18 protein-coding genes are annotated in these 20002 nt (G+C 72.2%); 10 read left to right on the top strand and 8 right to left on the bottom strand.

Annotation, left to right across the window (positions count from 1 at the left end):
• The first annotated feature begins 162 nt into the window (after positions 1-162).
• Entirely contained in the window at positions 163-795 is a 633-nt protein-coding gene (locus SM418_RS26405; RefSeq protein WP_371943957.1) for a TetR/AcrR family transcriptional regulator, read from the top strand.
• Here the strand turns inward: SM418_RS26405 and SM418_RS26410 are convergent.
• From SM418_RS26410 to pdhA, 3 genes are read right to left on the bottom strand one after another with little or no spacing between them, the layout of a single operon-like run.
• Entirely contained in the window at positions 782-2020 is a 1239-nt protein-coding gene (locus SM418_RS26410) for a dihydrolipoamide acetyltransferase family protein (protein WP_371943956.1), read from the bottom strand. The genes SM418_RS26405 and SM418_RS26410 overlap by 14 nt on opposite strands.
• Positions 2017-3012 carry an alpha-ketoacid dehydrogenase subunit beta gene (locus SM418_RS26415; RefSeq protein ID WP_371943986.1) on the bottom strand — a complete coding sequence of 332 codons (996 nt, stop codon included), beginning with the start codon at positions 3010-3012 and terminating at the stop codon, positions 2017-2019. Before SM418_RS26415 ends, SM418_RS26410 begins: the two co-directional genes overlap by 4 nt.
• A gap of 5 nt (positions 3013-3017) precedes the next feature.
• The gene (gene pdhA / locus SM418_RS26420) at positions 3018-4118 is read right to left on the bottom strand and encodes a pyruvate dehydrogenase (acetyl-transferring) E1 component subunit alpha (RefSeq protein WP_371943955.1); all 1101 of its coding nucleotides are present in this window, start codon (positions 4116-4118) and stop codon (positions 3018-3020) included.
• A gap of 108 nt (positions 4119-4226) precedes the next feature.
• Between pdhA and SM418_RS26425 the strand changes: the two genes are divergently transcribed.
• Positions 4227-4742, top strand: a complete 516-nt coding sequence (locus SM418_RS26425; RefSeq protein ID WP_371943954.1) for an Lrp/AsnC family transcriptional regulator — start codon at positions 4227-4229, stop codon at positions 4740-4742.
• Between the two features lie 106 nt (positions 4743-4848).
• Here the strand turns inward: SM418_RS26425 and SM418_RS26430 are convergent, their stop codons facing one another.
• Positions 4849-7167, bottom strand: coding sequence for a hypothetical protein (locus SM418_RS26430; protein ID WP_371943953.1), 2319 nt, complete (start codon positions 7165-7167; stop codon positions 4849-4851).
• Positions 7168-7265: 98 nt separating this feature from the next.
• On the opposite strand from SM418_RS26430, the gene SM418_RS26435 reads away from it, so the two are divergent.
• The 6 genes from SM418_RS26435 (at position 7266) to SM418_RS26460 (ending at position 13829) form a co-directional block, all read left to right on the top strand.
• A complete protein-coding gene (locus SM418_RS26435) occupies positions 7266-8450 on the top strand; it encodes an ROK family protein (RefSeq protein WP_371943952.1) in 1185 nt (394 codons plus the stop codon).
• Positions 8447-9691 carry a 6-phospho-beta-glucosidase gene (locus tag SM418_RS26440; protein WP_371943951.1) on the top strand — a complete coding sequence of 415 codons (1245 nt, stop codon included), beginning with the start codon at positions 8447-8449 and terminating at the stop codon, positions 9689-9691. The genes SM418_RS26435 and SM418_RS26440 overlap by 4 nt, the downstream gene beginning before the upstream one ends.
• A 23-nt stretch (positions 9692-9714) precedes the next feature.
• On the top strand, positions 9715-10740 hold the full coding sequence (locus tag SM418_RS26445; RefSeq protein ID WP_371943950.1) for an N-acetylglucosamine kinase: 1026 nt from the start codon (positions 9715-9717) through the stop codon (positions 10738-10740).
• A gap of 61 nt (positions 10741-10801) precedes the next feature.
• Positions 10802-12073, top strand: coding sequence for an ABC transporter substrate-binding protein (locus tag SM418_RS26450; RefSeq protein ID WP_371943949.1), 1272 nt, complete (start codon positions 10802-10804; stop codon positions 12071-12073).
• Entirely contained in the window at positions 12070-12948 is an 879-nt protein-coding gene (locus tag SM418_RS26455) for a carbohydrate ABC transporter permease (protein ID WP_371943948.1), read from the top strand. Before SM418_RS26450 ends, SM418_RS26455 begins: the two co-directional genes overlap by 4 nt.
• Entirely contained in the window at positions 12945-13829 is an 885-nt protein-coding gene (locus tag SM418_RS26460) for a carbohydrate ABC transporter permease (protein WP_371943947.1), read from the top strand. The genes SM418_RS26455 and SM418_RS26460 overlap by 4 nt, the downstream gene beginning before the upstream one ends.
• A 27-nt stretch (positions 13830-13856) precedes the next feature.
• Here SM418_RS26460 and SM418_RS26465 read toward each other — a convergent pair whose 3' ends face one another.
• Positions 13857-14186, bottom strand: a complete 330-nt coding sequence (locus SM418_RS26465) for a YnfA family protein (RefSeq protein WP_371943946.1) — start codon at positions 14184-14186, stop codon at positions 13857-13859.
• 51 nt (positions 14187-14237) lie between these two features.
• Entirely contained in the window at positions 14238-14957 is a 720-nt protein-coding gene (locus SM418_RS26470; RefSeq protein ID WP_371943945.1) for a MerR family transcriptional regulator, read from the bottom strand.
• 149 nt (positions 14958-15106) lie between these two features.
• On the opposite strand from SM418_RS26470, the gene SM418_RS26475 reads away from it, so the two are divergent.
• On the top strand, positions 15107-16714 hold the full coding sequence (locus SM418_RS26475) for a peptide chain release factor 3 (protein WP_371943944.1): 1608 nt from the start codon (positions 15107-15109) through the stop codon (positions 16712-16714).
• Here SM418_RS26475 and SM418_RS26480 read toward each other — a convergent pair.
• Together SM418_RS26480 and SM418_RS26485 are read right to left on the bottom strand one after the other, a co-directional pair.
• Positions 16680-17624, bottom strand: coding sequence for a DMT family protein (locus SM418_RS26480; protein ID WP_371943943.1), 945 nt, complete (start codon positions 17622-17624; stop codon positions 16680-16682). The two genes, SM418_RS26475 and SM418_RS26480, sit on opposite strands and share 35 nt — an antisense overlap.
• Positions 17625-17832: 208 nt before the next feature.
• Positions 17833-18444, bottom strand: coding sequence for a TetR/AcrR family transcriptional regulator (locus SM418_RS26485; RefSeq protein ID WP_371943942.1), 612 nt, complete (start codon positions 18442-18444; stop codon positions 17833-17835).
• A 41-nt stretch (positions 18445-18485) separates the two neighbouring features.
• On the opposite strand from SM418_RS26485, the gene SM418_RS26490 reads away from it, so the two are divergent.
• Positions 18486-19997, top strand: a complete 1512-nt coding sequence (locus SM418_RS26490) for a flavin-containing monooxygenase (protein ID WP_371943941.1) — start codon at positions 18486-18488, stop codon at positions 19995-19997.
• Positions 19998-20002 lie beyond the last annotated feature (5 nt).

The raw sequence follows: 20002 nt of genomic DNA on the forward strand, positions 1-20002 counted from the left end.
CGCTCGACCACCGGGTTCAGGCCCTCGTACGTCGCTGCGATCTTCGCGCCACGGCGTCCGGGGTCGTCCGTCCTGCTCGAATTACCGACCGTACGTTCAGTCAGATATTAACCCGGCGGACGGCCCGGGAGAAGAGGCGAAGGGCTCGCGGAGGGTGCCAAAATGGACGTCGTGAGCAGCGGCGGAGTGCGGGCGAACCGGCGGGGACGGCCCGGCTACGACAGGGAGTCGCTGCTGCGGGTGGCCGTCCAGGTGTTCAACGAGCGCGGTTACGACGGCACCAGCATGGACGACCTGTCGAAGCGGCTCGGCATCAGCAAGTCCGCGATCTACCACCACGTCGCCGGGAAGGACGAACTGCTGCAGCTCGCCGTCGACCGCGCGCTCGACGGGCTGTTCGCCGCCGCCGAGGAGACCGCGGCCCTGCGGGGACGCGCCATCGACCGGCTGGAGCACCTCGTCCGGGCCAGCGTCGCCGTCCTCGTCGAGCAGCAGCCGTTCGTCACCCTGCTGCTGCGGGTGCGCGGCAACACCGCCGTCGAGAAGCGTGCGCTGGCCCGCCGCCGCGAGTTCGACCACCTGGTGTCCGGGCTGGTCGCGCAGGCCGAGGCGGACGGCGACATCCGCCCCGACATCGACCCGGCGATCGCCGCCCGGCTGCTGTTCGGCCTGGTCAACTCGCTGATCGAGTGGTACAGGCCGCGCGGCGGCGCAAGCGGCGAACAGGTCGCCGACGCGCTCTGCAAGGTCGCGTTCGACGGTCTGCGCCGCCGCGCGGCCGCTACCGGCGAGTGACCAGCAATTCAGGATTCTCCACGCAGTCGGCTACGAAGCGGAGGAAACCGCCCGCTACGCCGCCGTCGCAGACCCGGTGGTCGAAGGTGAGCGACAGCTGCGCCACCCTGCGCAGCTTGATCTTGCCCCGGTGGCCCCACGGCTTGTCGGCGATCCGGCCGACGCCGAGCATCGCCGCCTCGGGGTGGTTGATGATCGGGGTGGAGCCGTCCACGCCGAACACGCCGTAGTTGTTGAGCGTGAACGTGCCGCCGGTGAGGTCGCTCGGGGAGAGGCTCCCGTCGCGGGCCTCCCGCGTGCGTTCGGCCAGGGCTGCGGCGAGTTCCGTGAGGGTCATCCGGTGCGCGTCGCGGACGACCGGCACGACGAGGCCCCGGTCGGTCTGCGCGGCGAACCCGAGGTGGACGTGCGGCAGCTGGACGATCTCCTGCCGCTCGGCGTCCACGTAGGCGTTCAGCTCGGGGAAGCGGCGGAGGCCGGCCACGCAGATCCCGGCGAACAGGGCGAGCATGCCGACGTTCGCCTCCGGGTCGGCCCCCTCGATCCTCTTCCTGAGCTTGACCAGGCGGGTCGCGTCGACGTCGACCCAGGTGGTCGCGTCGGGGATCTCGCGGCGGCTGCGGGACAGCTTGTCGGCCGCCGCCCGCCGGACGCCCTTGATCGGGATGCGCAGCTCACCGGTGGCCCGCGGCTCCTCGGGAGGCCGGACGCCGGCGATCGCCTGCTCGACGTCCCGCCGCAGGACGACGCCGCCGGAGCCGGTCGGGCTGAGCGCCGCGACGTCGATGCCGTTGTCCTTCGCCAGGCGCCGCACGACGGGCGAGATGACGCGAGGCACTTCGTCGCGCACCCGGGAAGTCGGGGTGGCCTGCGACTGTGGCGCGGCCCGGCGGCGGGAACGGCGGGTCTGCGTCGTCCCGTAGCCGACGAGCACGTTCCCCGACCCGGCCCGCTCCTCCTCCCGGTACCGCTCGGCGGCGGCGTTCCGCGTGGTGATCGAGATGAGGGGCGACCCCACGTCCACGACCGTGCCCGCTTCGGCGAACAGTTCCGCGACGGTGCCCGCGATGGGGACGGGGACGTCCACGGCCGCCTTCGCCGTCTCGACCTCGACGATGACCTGGTCGGTCGTCACGGTGTCGCCGACCGCGACCTTCCACTCCAGGATCTCCGCCTCGGTGAGGCCCTCGCCGAGGTCGGGCAGCGTGAAGACCGTCGGGGTCACGCCGCACCGCCCAGGTAGCGGGTGTCCGGCCGGTCGTCGCGCTGGAGGCGGTCGAGCGCGTCCAGGATCCGGTCGACGCTCGGCAGGTGGTGGTGCTCCACCATCGGCGGCGGGTACGGGATGTCGAACCCGGTCACCCGCAGCACCGGAGCCTCCAGGCTGTGGAAGCAGCGTTCCTGGACGCGGGCGGCGATCTCCGCGCCGACGCCCGCGAACCCGGCGGCCTCGCTGACGACGACGCAGCGGCCCGTCCTGCGCACGGACGCGGCCACGGTCGCGTCGTCGAACGGCACGATGGTGCGCAGGTCGATGACCTCCAGGTCCCAGCCGTCCTCCCTGGCCGCGCTCGCGGCCTCCAGCGCGACCGGCACGCTCGGGCCGTAGGCGACGACGGTCGCGTCCCGGCCGGGGCGGCGGACGGCGGCGCGGCCGAACGGCTCCGTCCGGGCCGGCCGCTCGATGTCCGACTTCGACCAGTACAGCTTCTTCGGCTCCATGAACACGACCGGGTCGGGGTCGTCGATCGCCTCCCGCAGCAGCGAGTACGCGTCCTCGACCGTGGCCGGTGTGACGACCTTCAGCCCCGGCGTGTGCGCGTAGTACGCCTCGCTGGAATCGCAGTGGTGCTCGACGCCGCCGATCCCGCCCGCGTAGGGGATGCGGATGACGAGCGGCAGCGCGACCTGCCCGCGCGTGCGGTTGCGCATCTTCGCCGCGTGCGAGGCGATCTGCTCGAAGGCCGGGTAGGCGAACGCGTCGAACTGCATCTCGACGACGGGCCGGAAACCGCCCATCGCCATTCCGACGGCGAACCCGACGATGCCCGCCTCGGCGAGCGGGGTGTCGAAGCAGCGGTCCTCGCCGAACTTGGCGGTCAACCCGTCGGTGATCCGGAAGACGCCGCCGAGCGCGCCGACGTCCTCGCCGAACACCAGGACCCGCTCGTCGCCGTCCATCGCGTCCCGGAGCGCCGTGTTGAGCGCCTGCGCCATGGTGATCACGACAGCGCCTCCTCGGCCTCGATCTCGGCCCGCAGCTGTGCCCGCTGCTCGTCCAGCTGCGGCGTCGGGGTGCCGTAGACGTGCTCGAACAGCCCCAGCGGGGCGAGTTCGGGGTCGGCGTTCATCCGGTCCCGCAGGCGCCCGGCGAGCTCCTCCGCCTCGGCGGACGCCGCCGCGACGTCCTCGTCCGACAGGTGCCCGCGCCGGCGCAGGTAACGCTCCAGCCGGGCGATCGGGTCGCGCTTCCGCCACGCGTCGGCCTCCGCGTCCGTCCGGTACCGGGACGCGTCGTCGGCGTTCGTGTGCGGTTCGAGCCGGTACGTGTGCGCCTCGACGAGGAACGGTCCCTCGCCCGACCGGGCGTGCTCGACGGCGGCCGCCAGAACGGCCAGTACCGCGACGGGGTCGTTCCCGTCCACCCGCTCGGAACGCACCCCGTAGCCGATTCCCTTGTACGCGAGGGAGGGTGCGGCGGTCTGCCGGTCCAGCGGCACCGAGATGGCGTACTGGTTGTTCTGGACGAGGAACACCACGGGCGCCTTGAACACGGCGGCGAAGTTGAGCGCCTCGTGGAAGTCGCCCTCGCTGGTCGCGCCGTCGCCCACGCAGACCAGCGCGACCCGTCCCGTCCCCTTGCGCCGCTCCGCGTACGCGAGGCCCGCCGCGTGGACGGACTGCGTCGCGAGCGGCGTGCACTGGGGCGCCGTGTGGTGGCGCTCGGGGTCGTATCCGCAGTGCGCGTCGCCGCGGAGCAGCGACAGCACCTCGACCGGGTCGATGCCGCGCGACACCAGGGCCATCGACTCCCGGTAGGTGGGGAAGAACCAGTCGCCGTCCTCCAGGACGAGCACGGAGCCGACCTGGCACGCCTCCTGCCCGTGGCTGGAGGGGTACACGGCGAGCCGGCCCTGCTTGGTCAGCGCGGTCGCCTGCGCGTCGAAGCGCCGCCCGACGACCATCGCCCGGTGCGCCCGGCGGAGCAGCTCCGGATCCGGCACCGCGTAGCGCTGCCTCCCGCGTACCGCCGCGCCACCGTCGGTCAGGAACCGCACGGGCTCCGCCGAGGGGAGCAGCGCCTCAACCCGACCCGTCGTCATACGCCTCCACCTCCGCACTCGATCGGTGCTAGGAATATGAACCAGATCGGCCATAGGTCTCAATAGACAGCCTAAATCCAGGACAAACGGCCATCCAGTGGAGCGAATATGGACCAACTGTCTCCGGAATCCCCACCGCCTCCGGGACCGGACGGACGTTCGGCGGCCCCCCTCGACGACCTCGATCACGCGATCATCCGCGAGCTGCGCGCGGACGGGCGCATCTCCATGCGCGCCCTCGCCGACCGGGTCAGCGTCTCCCGCTCCAACGCCTACACGCGGGTGGAACGGCTCCTCGCCGACGGCGTCATCACGGGCTTCACCGCGCAGGTGGACCCCGTCCGCGCGGGTCTCGGCACGGCGGCCTACGTCCTGGTCAACATCGAGCAGAACTCCTGGCGCAAGGTGGCGGCCCGGCTGCGGGAGGTGGCCCACATCGAGCATCTGGCCTTCGTCGGCGGCGACGTCGACCTGGTCATGCTGGTCCGGACCCCCGACAACGCCTCGTTGCGGGACGTCGTCCTTGCCCGCATCCACGCCGTCGAAGGGGTCCGCGCCACCCGCACCTGGCTGATCTTCGACGAGACACCGCCGGAACCCGTCCGGCACGAAGACCAGCCTTGATCCTGTCATCGGCAGGGCGCCACCTGCCGAACCCCTGCCGGCGGAAGGCAGGGGGGCTCGGGGCGGGCGTCCGGCGCAAGCACCTGGGGACGCCCGCCCCGAGCGGTCACTTCTCGCTGATGAACTGGTGGTAGCGGCCCATCCAGTACGGCAGGAGGAAGGACGCGCCGTCGTACTCGGTCGTCCCCGAACCGCCCTGGTCGAGCTTGTAGGGGTCGTGGTTCCAGTGGCCGACCACTCGCTCGTCCACGGGGAGGACGGTCCCGCTGCGCAGCATCCCGAGGGTCGACGCGTCGTCGTCCGGCCGGACCTGCTGACCGAGGTTGGTGATGTCGAGCCGCCCGCTGTTGTTCTGCTTCCAGTTGACCAGGTTGAGCGGGAACCGCTTGAGCGTGTCGACCGACTGCGCCAGCCACGGCCCGGTCGGGTCGAGCTCGACGGGACCGTAGGCGTCGGACCAGGTCGCGCCCTTGAGGTGCACTCCGGCGATGAAGTTGAAGAGCGGGTTCAGCTCGTACTGCTCCAGCTGCCAGTAGTCGTAGAGCGAGCGCGACCACGAGCGCTTGAGCGCGGGCTCGTCCTCGTACTTGAGCAGGTGGTAGTAGTTCATGAACGCCATCTCGTCGTCGGACTGGTTGCCGCCGCCGACTCCGAGCGTCACCTTGGGCGCCAGGGTGTTCATCTCGTAGCCGCTCTCGGAAATGAGCTTCTTCTTGGCCGCCGCGTACTTCCCGTCGTCGGACACGTGGTCGGCGATCGTCAGGAACGTGAGGATGGTCTGGCTGTTGAGGCCGCGCTCCTCGCGCCGCCACGGGTTGCCGTTCAGCTCGCTCGGGTTGAAGAAGCCCCAGCGGGTGGGCTTGCCGTCATGGTCGACGAGGTACAGGTCGTGGTCGAGGAGATGGTCGGTGATCCGGGTGATGACGGACGCGACCTCCTTCTTCTCCGCCCCGTCCTCAGCGACCAGGTCGTAGTAGAGCGCGTTGAAGAAGTAGTGGCCGACCAGTTCGTCGGAGCTGGTGTCGCTCTTCCAGTACCACTTGCCGTCGGCGCTCGTGGGCCACCGCTTGGGCGAGATCTTCCAGAGGGCGTCGCCCTTCTGCTTCTCCTTGTCGCGCTCCGGGCTGTCCTTCACGTTGGGGTCGGTGTCCGAGGTGGAGCGGACCGTGCGGGCGGGGAAGCCGGCCGGGGCCGGGTTCGAGCCTCCCTGGGTGACGTCGCCGAGGAACTTCAGCGCCTCGAACACCTTGCGGGCGTTCTCCCGCGCCTGCGGGTCCTTGGACGCGGCGTACCGGAACGACTCGCCGGCGCCGTACATCCCGGTCCAGAGGCCGTCGTTGTCGCTGTCGTGCTGCGTCCACTTGCTGAGGTCGCCCGCCTTGTCCAGCTCGACGCCCTCAACGAACCCGTACTGGGTCCGCCTGTGCCTGGCGTCGATGGCCTGCTCGTAGACCTCGGCCTTCTTCGCCAGCGTGGTGCGCTGGGCCTCGATGAGGCCGACCGCGCCCGCCGTGCCGAGGTAGGCGTTGGCCTTGCCGTCCACGGCGATGGCGGCGACCGCGTCGTCCGGCAGCCAGCGGCGGCCCTGGCGGTACTCCCAGTGCTCGCCGTCGAAGCGGATCGCTCCGCGCGCCGTGCCGAGCCACACGTCACCGTCCGCGCCGGGCGCCAGGGCGGTGAACCCGAGCAGCGGCAGCCCGCGCGAGGGGTCGTACAGCTTCCACTTGCCGTCGCGGACGCCGATGCCCTGGCCGCCGGCGAACCAGAGCCGGCCCTTGCTGTCGTAGGTGAGGTGGGTGATCGTGGTCGAGGCCCAGGTGCCGGTGTCGCCGGTCAGCGTCACGGGCTTCCAGGTGCGGCCGTCCTGCTCGAACAGGCCGGCGGAGGTGGCGACGGCGAGCGTGCCCGCCTCGGCGCGGGCCAGCGCGACGGCCGTGCCGGGCAGGCGCTCGTGCTGCCACGACTGGCCGGACTTCTGCCGGTAGAGCCCCTCGCCCTGGACGAGCACGACGTCGGACCCGCCGGCGAGCAGCGCGGTGGCGGCGTCCACACCCTCGGGCAGCCGCCCGGTCGAGACCTGCCACTGACCGGCGCCGTCGCGCCGCGCGGTCAGCAGGCCCTTCGCCGTGAGCGCGACCAGCGCGTCACCGCGCCAGGCGACCTTGTAGGCGGCCCCGCCGGTCACCTCCGTCCAGCGGCCGGAGTCCCAGACGGCGACGCCCTCGGTGTGCGCGGCGGCGATCGCGCCGCCCGGCCCGGTGGCGAGCGCGACCGCCTTGCCCGGCAGGGCGGGCATCGTGCTGCCGACCTGGAGCAGGAACGGGGCGACCACGGTGTCCGCGCTCGCGGGAGTGGTGCCGACGGTGGCCGGCCCGAGTGTGACGGTGAGTGCGGCGGCGACAAGGAGTCTCTTGGTGCGTTCCATGGGCTTCCTCCGGGAGGCGGGGACGAGGGACAGACTGCCGAAGTACAGTAAAGAGTCCTTATTGCATTTAGGCAAGAGTCTTTACTAGAATCCTCGCCATGGCCCAGCACGCGACGCTCACGACCATGCGCGAGATCAACGCCTCGGTGGTCCTCGACGCCATTCGCGCCGACCCTCCGCTCTCCCGGGCCGAGGTGAGCCGCCGGACCGGCATGACCAAGCCGACCGTCGCCAACGCGCTCGACCTGCTGCTCGCCGCCGGGCTCGTCCGGGAGACCGAGCCGCCGCCGGGAGAGATGCACTACGGCGCGGTCTACTTCGAGCCGCTGGACACGCTCGCGCACGTCCTCGCCCTCGACATCGGGACCCGGTTCGTCCGGGGCGCCGTCTGCGACCTGGGCGGCGGCGTCATCGCCCGCCACGACGAGCGGATCGACGACCCCGCCCCGGAGGTCGTGCTCGCCGGCGCCCGCGCCGTCCGCGACCGCCTGACCAGGGAGGGCCCGCCGCTCGAACTGGCCGTGGCCGGCGTGCCCGGCGTGGTCGACCCCGAGGAGGGCGTGATCAGGGAGAGCAACCGGGCCGCGCTCGAGGGCCTGGCGATCAGGACGGAGCTCGGCGCGGTGCTCGGCGTCGCGACCGAGGTGGAGAACGACATCAACCTCGCCGCCATCGGCGAGCACGCGTCCGGGGCCGGCCAGGAGGCCGCCGACTTCGTCTTCCTGTCGATCGGCACCGGCGTGGGGGCCGGGCTCATCCTCGGCGGCCGCCCGCACCGGGGGAGCAGGGGCGCGGCGGGCGAGGTCGACAACCCCCCGCCCGGCACGGCCGTCGCTCCCGACAGCCCCTCGGCGGACGCGCTGCTGACCTGGGCCGCCGAGTGGATCGCCGCAAGCGCGACGCCGGGGTCGCCGCTCGCGTCGGTGCGGCCCGGCCGCATCACCGCCGAGGCGATCTTCGCGGCGGACCGCGGCGGGGACCCGCTCGCCGCCCGGATCCTGGTCGAGCAGGCGCGGCGGATCGCCGTCCGGATCGCCGAGATCGTCCGGGTGGCCGACGTCGAGCTGGTCGTCCTCGGCGGCGGGGTCGGCCTCGCCTGCACGCAGATCCTGCCGCGGATCGAGGCCGAGCTGACGGCCCTCCTCCGCCATCCGCCGAGAGTGGCCGTGTCGAGCCTCGGCGACGCGCCCGTCCTGGTCGGGGCCATGGCCATGGGCTCCCGGCTGGCGCGGCAGAGCTTCGCCGCGCGCCGCATCTCGGACGTCACGGAGGGTCGCTCATGAAGATCGCGGTAATCGGAGGCGGGTCCACCTACACCCCGGAGCTCGTGGACGGGCTGACCGGCCTGCCCGTGGACGAACTCGTCCTCATGGACCCGGCGGCGGCCCGGCTCGACCTCGTCGGGGGCCTCGCGCGGCGGATGTTCGCGCGGGCCGGCCACCCCGGCCGGGTGCGCTGGACCACCGAGCTCGACGACGCCGTGCAGGGCGCGACGGCGGTGCTGCTCCAGCTCCGCGTCGGCGGCCAGCGGGCCCGGCTCGGCGACGAGACCTGGCCGCTGGAATGCGGCTGCGTGGGACAGGAGACGACCGGCGCGGGCGGGCTGGCCAAGGCGCTGCGCACCGTCCCGGCCGTCCTCGCGATCGCCGAGCGAGTGCGCGAGCTGGCGCCGCAGGCGTGGATCATCGACTTCACCAACCCGGTCGGCATCGTCACCCGCGCGCTCCTGGACGCCGGCCACCGCGCGGTCGGCCTGTGCAACGTGGCGATGGGCTTCCAGCGGCTGTTCGCCCGGCTCCACGGCTGCGACCCCGCCGAGCTGTCGCTGGAGCACGTCGGGCTCAACCACCTGTCGTGGGAACGCGCCGCATGGGTGGACGGTGCGGACGTCCTGCCGTCGCTGCTCGCGGGCGACGGACGGGAACTGGTCGAAGAGACCGAGCTTCCGCTCGACCTGATGCGTGCGCTCGGTGTCGTCCCGTCCTACTACCTGCGCTACTACTACGAGCACGACCGGGTCGTGGAGCAGCAGCGCCGCGGGCCGCGCCGGGCCGAGCAGGTGCTGTCCATCGAGGAACGGCTGCTCGCGATGTACGCCGACCCCGAACTGGCGGAGAAGCCGGCCCTGCTGGAGGAGCGCGGCGGCGCGTACTACTCGACGGCCGCCGTCGAACTGCTGACGTCGCTGCTCGAAGACCGCGGCGACACCCAGGTGGTGAACCTGCGCAACGGCGGCACGCTGCCGTTCCTGCCCGAGTCGGCGGTGATCGAGGTTCCGGCGACGATCTCCGCGGCGGGTCCGGCGCCGGTGCCGGTGCGCCCGGTCGAGCCGCTGTTCGCGGGGCTGATCGCGCATGTCACCGCGTACGAGGAACTGGCCGTGGCGGCGGCCCTGCACGGGGGGAGGGCGAGGGTGGAGGCGACGCTGCTCGCCCATCCGCTGGTGGGCCAGTACGACCTGGCCCGGGACTTGACGGACCGGTTGCTGGCCGCCAACCGCGAGTACCTGCCGTGGGCCAAGTGAACCGGCCCGCCCGACGACCTGCGGTGCTCGCCGTCGACGCGGGCAACAGCAAGACCGACGTGGCCCTGGTGTCGGCCACCGGCGACGTGCTCGCCTGGGTGCGCGGCGGCGGCTTCGAGCCCCACGGACCCGGCCTGGGCACGGCGATCGGCGGCCTGGCGGATCTCGTCCGCGAGGCCGCCTCGGAGGCCGGCGACGGGCCGGTGGCCGACCACGTCACGGCGTTCCTCGCCAACTGCGACCTGCCCGAAGAGCGCGAGATCCTGACGGAGGCGATCAAAGCCCAGGGCTGGGCGCCGGGGGTGACGGTCGACAACGACACGTTCGCGGTCCTGCGCGCCGGGTCCGGCCTGCCTTACGGGGTCGCGGTGGTGTGCGGAGCGGGCATGAACTGCGTGGCCCGCTCGCCCAGCGGCCGGACCGTCCGCTACCTCTCCCTGGGGCGGCGGTCGGGCGACTGGGGCGGAGGGGAGTTCCTCGGTGAGGAGGTGCTCTGGTGGGCGGTGCGCGACGAGGACGGGCGCGGCCCCCGCACCGACCTGCGAGGCGCCGTCACCGCGCACTTCGACCTGCCCGACGTCACCTCGGTGTGCGTCGCGTTCCACCTGCGCGAACTGCCCGGTGAACGGCTGCACGAGCTGGTGCCGCTGCTGTTCGACGTCGCGAACGGCGGCGACGCGGTGGCGAGGTCGCTGGTGGAACGGCTCGGGGACGAGGTGGCCGGGATGGCCCTCGCTGCGCTGGACCGTCTCGACCTGGACCCGGCGCCCATGCCGGTGGTGCTGGGCGGCGGGGTGCTGACCGCGTCCCATCCGCTCCTGCTGAACCGCATCGACGCGCGGTTCCGGGCCGCCTCGGGTCCCGAGGTGGACCTGCGGATCCTGGCCGACCCGCCGATCGCCGGCTCCGCGCTCCACGGCCTGGACGAGCTGGGGCTCGGCGGGCCGGCGGCGGAGGGACGGCTCAGAGCCGCCTTCTCCCAGCTCTCGCGCCTCTCACGTCCGGTCGTGGGGCGCCCGGCGGCGGAGGCCGCACGCCGGAAAATTTAGTAAAGACTCTTGCCTAGAGCAGATAAAGACTCTTTACTAGGATTCTGCGAAAGGAGTCCTCATGAACCGACTGAAGAGGACCATCGGTCTCCTGGCCGGCGCCGCCTCCACCATGATGATCCTCGCGGCATGCGGGAACGGCGGCGGGCAGGGTGCGGACGACGACGTCCTGCGGATCGCCATGGGCTCGCCGGGCGAGGCGCAGATCAAGGTCTGGAACGACATCGCCAAGCAGTACGAGACGGCGCATCCCGGCATCAAGGTGCAGCTCAACTTCCAGGACGACGACCTTTACCAGACCGTCGGCCTGCCGAGCCTGCTGAACGGCCGCAAGTCCCCGGACATCTACTTCGAATGGGCCGGCGACCGGCTCGCCACCCGCGTCAAGGACGGCTTCGCCGCAGACGTCGGCCCGTACGTCAGCGGCGGCCCGCTCAAGGGGCTGATCGACGACTCCGCCTACAACCAGATGAAGGTCGGCGGGAAGACGGTCATGGTGCCGTTCGCGTCCGACGTCACCAACGTGCTCTGGTACAACACCAAGGTCATGTCGGGTGCCGGGGTGGCGCCGCCGAAGACCTGGGACGAGCTGCTCGCCGCCTGCGACACCCTCAGGTCCAAGGGGATCACCCCGATCGCCGCCGGCAACAAGGACCTGTGGCCCGTCGGCAACTGGGCCGCCCATCTGGTCTCCCGCGTGGCGGGCGAGTCCTCCTACTCCCAGGTCCTCTCGGGCAAGGCGGGCTTCGACAGCCCCGGATGGAGCGACGCGCTCGGGCACGTCGCGCAGCTGCGCGACCACAAGTGCCTCAACGACACGGCCAGCGCGCTCAACGACACCGAGGGCGACCAGATGTTCCTCCAGGGGAAGGCGGCCATGCACCCGATCGGCTCCTGGTTCGTGAGCACCGCGATCGAGGAGGCCCCCGAACTGGAGATCGACTACGTCAACCTCCCCACCGTGCCCGGCGCGGGCGACCAGAACAGCGTCATCGGCGTCGCCACCGGCTACGTGATCAACGCCAAGAGCAAGAAGACCAAGGAGTCGGCCGACTTCCTCGCGCTGGTCAACTCCGGCGCCAACGTGACCGCCTTCACCAGGGCCGGGACCGTCCCGCAGGCCAAGCCCGCCCCCGGAGGCCCGGCCGTCGACCCGCGCACGACCCGCCTCAACGACCTGCTCGCCGACGCCGAGACGGTCGTCCTGCCGCCGGACACCGGCTACGAACTCAAGCGCGCCGAAGCGTTCTACCGGGCGGTCTCCCTCGTCCTCGGCGGGAAGAAGAAGCCGCAGGAGGCGCTCGCCGACGCCCAGCGCAAGGCGGGCTCGTGAAGCCGAACCACCGCGCGACGCCCTACCTGTTCGCCGGCCCGGCCCTGCTCGTCTTCGGCTTCGCCGTCCTCGGCCCCATGATCGCCACCGGCGCGTTCAGCTTCACCGAGTGGTCCGGTTTCGGGCCCATGAAGTTCGTCGGCTTCGACAACTACACCCGCGCCTTCCGCGACACGGTGTTCGTGGACTCCCTCGCGCACGTCGCCGTCTACATCGCGGCGACGATCGTCCTGGAAGTCCTGGTGGGGCTGGCGCTCGCGGGGGTCCTCGCGGCGCGGCGCGGCGAGTCGACCTGGTTCCGGGTGGCCCTCTTCGCGCCGGTGATGCTGCCGATGGTGGTCGTCGCGGTGCTGTGGTCCTTCGTCTACAACGGCGACTTCGGCCTGGTCAACGCCGTCCTCGGGGCCGTCGGGCTGGAGAGCCTGCAGCACGTGTGGCTGGGCGAGAGCGGCACCGCGCTGGCCTCGGTCTGCGTGGTGTCCGGCTGGGTGTACGCGGGCTTCTACATGGCGATCTTCTACGCCGCGCTCCGGCAGGTCCCCGGCGAGGTGATCGAGGCGGCCCGGCTGGACGGCGCCGGAGAGCTGCGGATCTTCTGGCAGGTGAAGGTCCCGGTGATCCGCAGGGCCGTCGAGGCGTGCCTGCTGCTGTGCGTGACCGGCGGATTCCAGAGCTTCGACCTGTTCTACGTCCTCACCGACGGAGGCCCGTACAACGCGACCGAGATCCCGACGACGTACCTCACCCGCGTCGCCTTCACCGACGGCGAGGTCGGCTACGGATCCGCGATGGCCGTGCTGATGACCGCGCTCGTGGTGCTGGCGGGCCTCGGGTTCATGCGCCTGCGCGCCCGCGGCGAGAGGACGGCGGCATGAACGGGACCGTCACGCGAACCTGGACGCGCAGCACCGCCGTGACCGCCCCCGCGGCGGTCAGGGCCCGGCGCGTGTCCCGCGCGCTCTTCGGCGTCTGCTTCGGCCTGATCGCCCTGGTCTTCTTCCTCCCGATGATCTGGATGACGCTGTCGGGCTTCAAGTCGACCTCCGACATCTTCGCCCACCCGTTCGCGCCGCCGGACGGCATCGACTTCGGACAGTGGAAGACCGCCTGGCAGGTCGGCGGGCTCGGCCAGTACGTGGTCAACAGCCTCATCGTCACCGCGGTCTCGGTGCTCGGCATCCTGGTCCTCGGAGCGGCCGCCGCCTACGCGTTCAGCAGGTTCCGGTTCCGCGGCCGCGGCGCCCTCATGTCGCTGCTGGCGCTCGGGCTCCTGCTCCCCTTGCAGTCGTACTTCATCGCGCAGAGCACGATGTTCACCGACCTCGGCCTGACCGACACCCGGTGGGCGCTCATCGTGCCGTACATCGCGATGGGCCTGCCGCTGGCGACGTACCTGCTGAAGGTCTACCTGGACGCGCTGCCGGACGAACTGTTCGAGGCCGCCCGCGTCGACGGCGCCGGCGACATGCGGGTCTTCCTGATGATCGTGGTCCCGCTGCTGAAACCGGGCCTCGCCACCGTGGCGATCTTCTCCGCCCTCACGAGCTGGAACGAGTTCCTCCTGGCCCTGCTCTACATCCAGGACGACGCGCTGAAGACGATCCCGACCGGCCTGCTGGCCTTCACCGGACGGCACTCCACCGACTACGGGCTCCTCTTCTCCGCCCTGTCCATCATCACCCTGCCGATGATCGTGGTCTACGTGGTGTTCAACCGATGGGTGGTGGGCGGTGTGACCGCCGGAAGCCTCAAATGAGCCCCCGCCGCTTCGCTCGGCCGCACGCTAGCGGGGGGTGTACATGATGACGGCCATGCCGGTGAGGCAGATCAGCGCGCCGGCGATGTCGAAGCGGTCCGGGCGGTAGCCGTCGGCGACCGCGCCCCACAGCAGCGACCCGGCGACGAAGAAGCCGCCGTAGGCGGCGAGGACGCGGCCGAAATGGGCGTCCGGCTGGAACGTGGCGGCGAAGCCGTACAGGCCGAGGGCGATGACGCCGGCGCCGATCCAGATCCATCCCCGCTGCTCGCGCACGCCCTGCCAGACCAGCCAGGCGCCCCCGATCTCCAGGACGGCGGCGGCGGCGAACAGCGCGATCGAGCGGGCGACGAGCACGGCGGGATCCTCCTGGCCTTCGGGTGAACTGGCCTTCAGATGTACTGGCCGTCAGGCGAACAGTTCGGCGAGCAGACCGGCGGCCTCGGCCGGGGCCCGCACCTCCAGCTCGATCGTCCCGCCGCCGAAGCGCAGCCGGAAATCGAAGAACGGGCAGCAGCGCTGCTCGGCCGCCGCCAGCTCCGCGACGGCGGCGGCCCGGCCGGCGGGCAGCGCCAGCCGCAGACCGCCGGGGATCTCCTCCGGCGTCACGTCCCCGGCGACCGATCGCCAGGCCGTGACGCGCTCGGCCATCCCGTCACCGGTCAGCGAGCACGCGATCGGCTGCCCGGCGGGCGCGGCCCCGTCCGGGAGACCGCGGCCGGCCGCGTCCGGGAACCCGCAGTCGGCGCCGCACGGGCCCGTCCGGTCGGGCAGCGCGTCCAGCCGGTGGAGCACGTCGTGCAGCGAGCGGGTGAAGTCCGCCAGCCCGGCGAGGCGGTGCTCGGCCTCGGCCAGGCGTTCGGCGACCCGGGGGCGCAGGTCGGCCTTGACGTCCGCGCACGCCCCGGTCTCCCACACGGCGAGCAGTTCCCCGATCTCCTCCAGCGGGAGCCCGAGGTGCTTGGCCGAGCCGATGAACGAGAGCCGGGCGACCGCGTCCTCCCCGTACGTCCGGTAGCCGGCCCGGGTGCGGTCCGCGGTCAGCAGGCCCGCGCTCTCGTAGTACCGCAGCGTCGTCGCGGGGACGCCGCTGCGCTCGGCCAGCTGCGAGATCAGCATCGTCGTCATATCCGCGACGTTAGACCTTCGACCCGGCTCGAAGGTCAAGCCGCAGGCTGCAGCGACGTCCACGACTTCACGGCGACCTCCGCGTTCGCGGCGCTCGCGGATGGTCGTAAGGTCGGGACGGCGCGGCGAAGACGGACAGGGGAGCGCGGTTGAGCGGGGGAACGGGCACGCCCGAGGACGTGGCGGCCGAGGCGGCACGGCGGCGGACGTTCGCGATGATCAGTCATCCGGACGCGGGGAAGTCGACGCTGACCGAGGCGCTGGCGCTGCACGCGGCGGCGATCGAGCAGGCGGGCGCGGTGCACGGCAAGGCCGGCCGCGGCGGCGTCCGGTCGGACTGGATGGACATCGAGCGCTCCCGCGGCATCTCGATCACGTCCTCGGTGCTGCGCTTCGAGTTCGGCGGCGCGCTGCTGAACCTGCTGGACACGCCGGGCCACGCCGACTTCTCCGAGGACACCTACCGGGTGCTCGCGGCCGTCGACGGCGCGATCATGCTGCTGGACTCCGCCAAGGGCCTGGAGGCCCAGACGCTGAAGCTGTTCGACGTGTGCCGGCACCGGCGCATCCCGGTGATCACCTTCGTCAACAAGTGGGACCGTCCCGGACGCGAGCCGCTGGAGCTGCTGGACGAGGTGGAGCAGCGCATCGGGCTGCGCCCGGCCCCGCTGACCTGGCCGGTCGGGGCGGCGGGCGACTTCCGCGGGCTGATCGACCGCGCCGGCGGCTCGTTCACGCGGTTCCGCCGCACGCCCGGCGGGGCGCGGCGCGCGGTCGAGGAGCGGGTGCCCGCCGAGCAGGCCGCCCGGGAGGAGGGCGACGCCTGGCGGACCGCGGTCGAGGAGCTGGAGCTGCTGGACGAGATCGGCGCCGTCCTCGACCTGGACGCCTTCCGCGCCGGGGTGTGCACGCCCGTCCTGTTCGGGGCGGCGCTGCCGAACTTCGGCGTCGGGGCGCTGCTGGAGACGGTGCGGCGGCTGGCCCCGGCTCCGGCGCCGCGCGCCGACTCGCAGGGCGTCGAGCGTCCGGTGTCGGCGCCGTTCTCCGGCCAGGTCTTCAAGGTCCAGGCGGGAATGGACAAGGCGCACCGCGACCGGCTCGCGTTCATCCGGGTGTGCTCGGGCCGGTTCGAGCGCGGCATGACCCTCGTGCACGCCTCCACGGGACGCCCGCTGGCGACGAAGTACGCGCAGACGATGTTCGGCCGCGACCGCTCGACGCTGGACGTCGCCTATCCGGGCGACGTGATCGGGCTGCCCAACGCCTCCGGCCTGACCGTCGGCGACACGCTCTACACGAGGAACCCGGTGCAGTTCCCGCCCATCCCGGCGTTCGCGCCCGAGCACTTCATGGTGGTGCGCGCCAGGGACAACGGCCGCGCCAAGCAGTTCCGGCGCGGCATCGAGCAACTCGGCGGGGAGGGCGTCGTGCAGGTGCTGCGCAGCGACCTGCGCGGCGACCAGGCGCCGGTCCTCGCCGCGGTCGGGCCGCTGCAGTTCGAGGTGGTGAGCGCCCGCATGGACACCGAGTTCGGCGCCCCCGTCGAGCTGACCCGGCTGGACTACTCGACCGCGCGGATCACCGACAAGGAGTCGGCCGAGACGCTCGCCGGGCGGCACGGCGTCGAGGTGCTGGCCCGCGCGCTGGACGGCACCCTGGTCGCGGTGTTCACCGACAAGTGGCGGCTGCGCGCCCTCCAGCGCGAGCACCCGGGCCTGACGCTCACCCCGATGCTCGCCGCCGGGGTCCAGGACTGACGAGCGGTCCGGCGACGCCGGTTCCGTGCTGGAGCCGCGCGCGGGACGTCCGGCGCTCGTGGTGCGGGACGGCGGCGATGGCCAGCACCGTCAGCGCCAGGGCGAGGGCGGTCCGGCCGCCGTCGTCCGGCCAGCGCTCCCCGTAGAGGGTCGCCGCGACGGTCAGCAGGTAGGTCTTGGCCGTGGCGGTGGCGACGAGCCCGACGATGGCGAGCCTGCTGCGCTGCAGGGCGATCTGGAGCTGCCCCAGCGCCAGCGGTGCCGTCACGGCGAAGATGTAGAGGTAGGGGGCGGTGAGCAGATCGCCCGGCGTCTCGCTGAGGCCGGCGGCTCCGGTCAGCGCCATCTCCGCCGTCCCGGTGAGGAGGCCCGCGTCGATGGCGAGCGCGACACCGGTCAGCGGGCGGGCGTGCGCTCCCCTGCGGGCCTGGTCGACGGCCAGGAACGCGATGCACGGCACGAGCAGGGACGGCAGCGCGATCGCCACCACCAGCGTCCGGTCCGGCCACGTGATGATCGCGGACCCGGCCGCGTCGCCGGCGGGCGAGCCGAAGCTGAACAGGAACGCCGCGGCGGCCAGCAGCGCCACGCATCCCCATTCGCGCGGCGTGAGCCGTTCGCGCAGGATGGGGACGGCGAGGACGAGCAGGATCCCGAGCCCGGCGAGGAACATGGGCTGGGCCTGGTGCAGGGAGAGCCCGGTCAGGGCCGTGGCCTGGACGGTCGCGCCGACGCCGATGACGGTCGCGCCGGCGAGCCAGGTCCGGTTGCCGAGCAGCTCCCGGACGAGCCGCCAGGGCCGGTCTCCACGCAGCGGCACCATTTGGGGCGCGGCGAGCTTGAAGTAGGTGAGCCCGCTGAAGTAGATGCCGGTGGACAGGACGGCGAGGGCGTGAAAGCTGGTGAGCATGGTGCGGCCTTCCGGCCGCCCGCGGCCGGCCGGTCGGCGCGGCGGCCGGGCCGCGGGCGGCGGCTCATGGAGTCGTGTCCTGCACGGCGCACTCCTCGGGGACGGATCCCGCTAACCGACACTAGTGTCGGTTACGAGTGGCACCACTATGCGGAAGCCGCCGCGAGGCGTCAAGCCCCGCGAGGTCTCGCTCGTGCGGCGCGGCGGCTCACTGCGCGTGGCCGAGCCCCCTCCAGAGCAGCCGCATCGCGCCTTCGACCAGCACCGATCTCGACATGCCCGGGTCGCGCTCCCACCACTGCGCCACGCCGTCCAGCCCGGTGATGACGAGTTCGACCATCGCCTCGGCGATCGGCTCGCCCGGATCCACGCCCACCGTGCGCATGTCGCTGCCGAGCAGGGCGGCCACGGCGCGGGTGCGCGACTGGCGGATGCCCTGCCGGACGGTCCGGATCTCGGGGTCGTCCTCGTCCGTGCGGTCGAACAGCAACCTGCGGGCGGACGGGCTGCTCTGCGCGAAGCTGAAGTAGGCGTCGATGGTCGAGCGCATCCTGTCCTCGGGCGGGCCCATGCCGGTGATGCGCGCGCCGACGTGCTCCACCAGCGCCGCGTTCTGCTCCTGCATGACGGCCAGGAGCAGCACGCGCTTGGACGGGAAATGGTCGTACATCACCGTCCGCGACACTCCCGCCTCGGCGGCGATCTCGCCCAGCGACGTCGCGTGGTAGCCCTTGCTCGCGAACAGCTCCAACGCCGCCGCGGTGATGAGCGCCTTGCGCGCCGGCCCGCGCATGCGGGATTTCGGACGGATTTCCGCCATCGTCTTGACTCCCTCGTCCCGTTGCGTCCACCCTAACCGACATGAGTGTCGGAAAGAGTGAAGTGCGGGAGCCGCGGCGCGCCCGGCCGTCGATCGCCATCGTCGGAAGCGGATTCAGCGGAATCGGTGTGGCCATCGGTCTGCGGCGGGCCGGCTTCACCGACCTCACCGTCTTCGAGAAGGCCGACGGGCCCGGCGGGGTCTGGCGCGACAACACCTACCCCGGCGCCGCCTGCGACGCCCCGTCCCACCTGTACTCCTACTCCTTCGAGCCCAAGCCCGACTGGTCGCGAAGGTTCGCCGAGCAGCCCGAGATCCTGGACTACCTCCGGCACTGCGCCACCGAGTACGGGCTGCTCCCGCACTTCCGGTTCGGCGCCGAGGTCGTCCACGCCGAGTACCGGCCGGGCGGACGCTGGCGGGTGCACACCCGGGACGGGGCCTCGCAGGACTTCGACCTCCTGATCGCCGCCTGCGGGCAGCTCAGCAACCCGGCCGTGCCCGGCCTGCCCGGCCTGGACACCTTCGCCGGCAAGGTCTTCCACTCCGCCCGCTGGGACCACGACCACGACCTGAAGGGCGCCCGGATCGCCGTCGTCGGCAACGGCGCCAGCGCCATCCAGTTCGTCCCGCTCATCGCGCCCGAGGCCGCCGACCTCACCGTCTTCCAGCTCGAAGCCCACTGGATCAGCCGCAAACCCGACCGCGTCTACCCGCGCTGGCGGCGGGCCCTCAACCGCCGGCTGCCCCTCGTGCAGAAGGCTTCCCGGCTCGGCATCTTCCTGTGGTTCGAGCTGCTGCTCAATCCCGCCCTCGTCACCCCGCGCGGCCGCCGGCTGCTGTCGGCGCACATCCGCGCCATGTGCGGGTTCGCGCTCCGCTCCGTCCGGAACCGCGACCTGCGCGACCGGCTGAGGCCGGACTACGAGCCCGGCTGCAAGCGCATCCTCACCTCGAGCGAGTACTACGCCACCCTGAACCGGCCGAACGTGCACGTCGTCGACCAGCCGATCACCGAGGTCACGCCGGACGGCGTCCGCACCGCCGACGGAGCCCACCACCGCGCCGACACCATCATCTGGGCGACCGGCTTCCGCTCGCAGGACTTCGTCGCCCCCATGCGGGTGACCGGCCTGCACGGCACCGAGCTCAACGCGGCCTGGAAGGACGGCGCCCGCGCCTACCTCGGCCTCGCCGTCAGCGGCTTCCCGAACTTCTTCCTCATGTACGGGCCGAACACCAACGTGGGCTCCGGCTCCATCGTCCACATGCTCGAAAGCCAGATCGCCTACATCGTCCAGGCGGCCCGCCTGCTCGCCGGCGGCGTCACCTCGCTGGAGGTCCGCGCCGACGTCCTCGACCGCTTCGACGCCGACGCCCAGCGGCGGCTCAGCACCTCGGTCTGGAACCGGGGCGGCTGCGACAGCTGGTACCTCGACGCCGACCGCCGCAACACGAGCAACTGGCCCGGCTACATGACCGGCTACCGCCGCCGCACCCGCCGCCTGTCCCCGTCCGACTACCACCTGGAAGCCGGACGGGGGACTTCGTGACGCCC

Origin of the sequence: Actinomadura chokoriensis (assembly GCF_041463665.1) — a bacterium.
In the GTDB taxonomy this organism is placed as follows: domain Bacteria; phylum Actinomycetota; class Actinomycetes; order Streptosporangiales; family Streptosporangiaceae; genus Spirillospora; species Spirillospora chokoriensis_A.

Excerpts from the sequence above, each read along its gene's own strand:
- SM418_RS26405 (WP_371943957.1), top strand. The coding sequence starts at position 163 with ATGGACGTCGTGAGCAGCGGCGGAGTGCGGGCGAACCGGCGGGGACGG.
- SM418_RS26415 (WP_371943986.1), bottom strand. The coding sequence starts at position 3,012 with ATGGCGCAGGCGCTCAACACGGCGCTCCGGGACGCGATGGACGGCGAC.
- pdhA (WP_371943955.1), bottom strand. The coding sequence starts at position 4,118 with ATGACGACGGGTCGGGTTGAGGCGCTGCTCCCCTCGGCGGAGCCCGTG.
- SM418_RS26425 (WP_371943954.1), top strand. The coding sequence starts at position 4,227 with ATGGACCAACTGTCTCCGGAATCCCCACCGCCTCCGGGACCGGACGGA.
- SM418_RS26430 (WP_371943953.1), bottom strand. The coding sequence starts at position 7,167 with ATGGAACGCACCAAGAGACTCCTTGTCGCCGCCGCACTCACCGTCACA.
- SM418_RS26435 (WP_371943952.1), top strand. The coding sequence starts at position 7,266 with ATGGCCCAGCACGCGACGCTCACGACCATGCGCGAGATCAACGCCTCG.
- SM418_RS26440 (WP_371943951.1), top strand. The coding sequence starts at position 8,447 with ATGAAGATCGCGGTAATCGGAGGCGGGTCCACCTACACCCCGGAGCTC.
- SM418_RS26450 (WP_371943949.1), top strand. The coding sequence starts at position 10,802 with ATGAACCGACTGAAGAGGACCATCGGTCTCCTGGCCGGCGCCGCCTCC.
- SM418_RS26460 (WP_371943947.1), top strand. The coding sequence starts at position 12,945 with ATGAACGGGACCGTCACGCGAACCTGGACGCGCAGCACCGCCGTGACC.
- SM418_RS26470 (WP_371943945.1), bottom strand. The coding sequence starts at position 14,957 with ATGACGACGATGCTGATCTCGCAGCTGGCCGAGCGCAGCGGCGTCCCC.
- SM418_RS26480 (WP_371943943.1), bottom strand. The coding sequence starts at position 17,624 with ATGCTCACCAGCTTTCACGCCCTCGCCGTCCTGTCCACCGGCATCTAC.
- SM418_RS26485 (WP_371943942.1), bottom strand. The coding sequence starts at position 18,444 with ATGGCGGAAATCCGTCCGAAATCCCGCATGCGCGGGCCGGCGCGCAAG.
- SM418_RS26490 (WP_371943941.1), top strand. The coding sequence starts at position 18,486 with ATGAGTGTCGGAAAGAGTGAAGTGCGGGAGCCGCGGCGCGCCCGGCCG.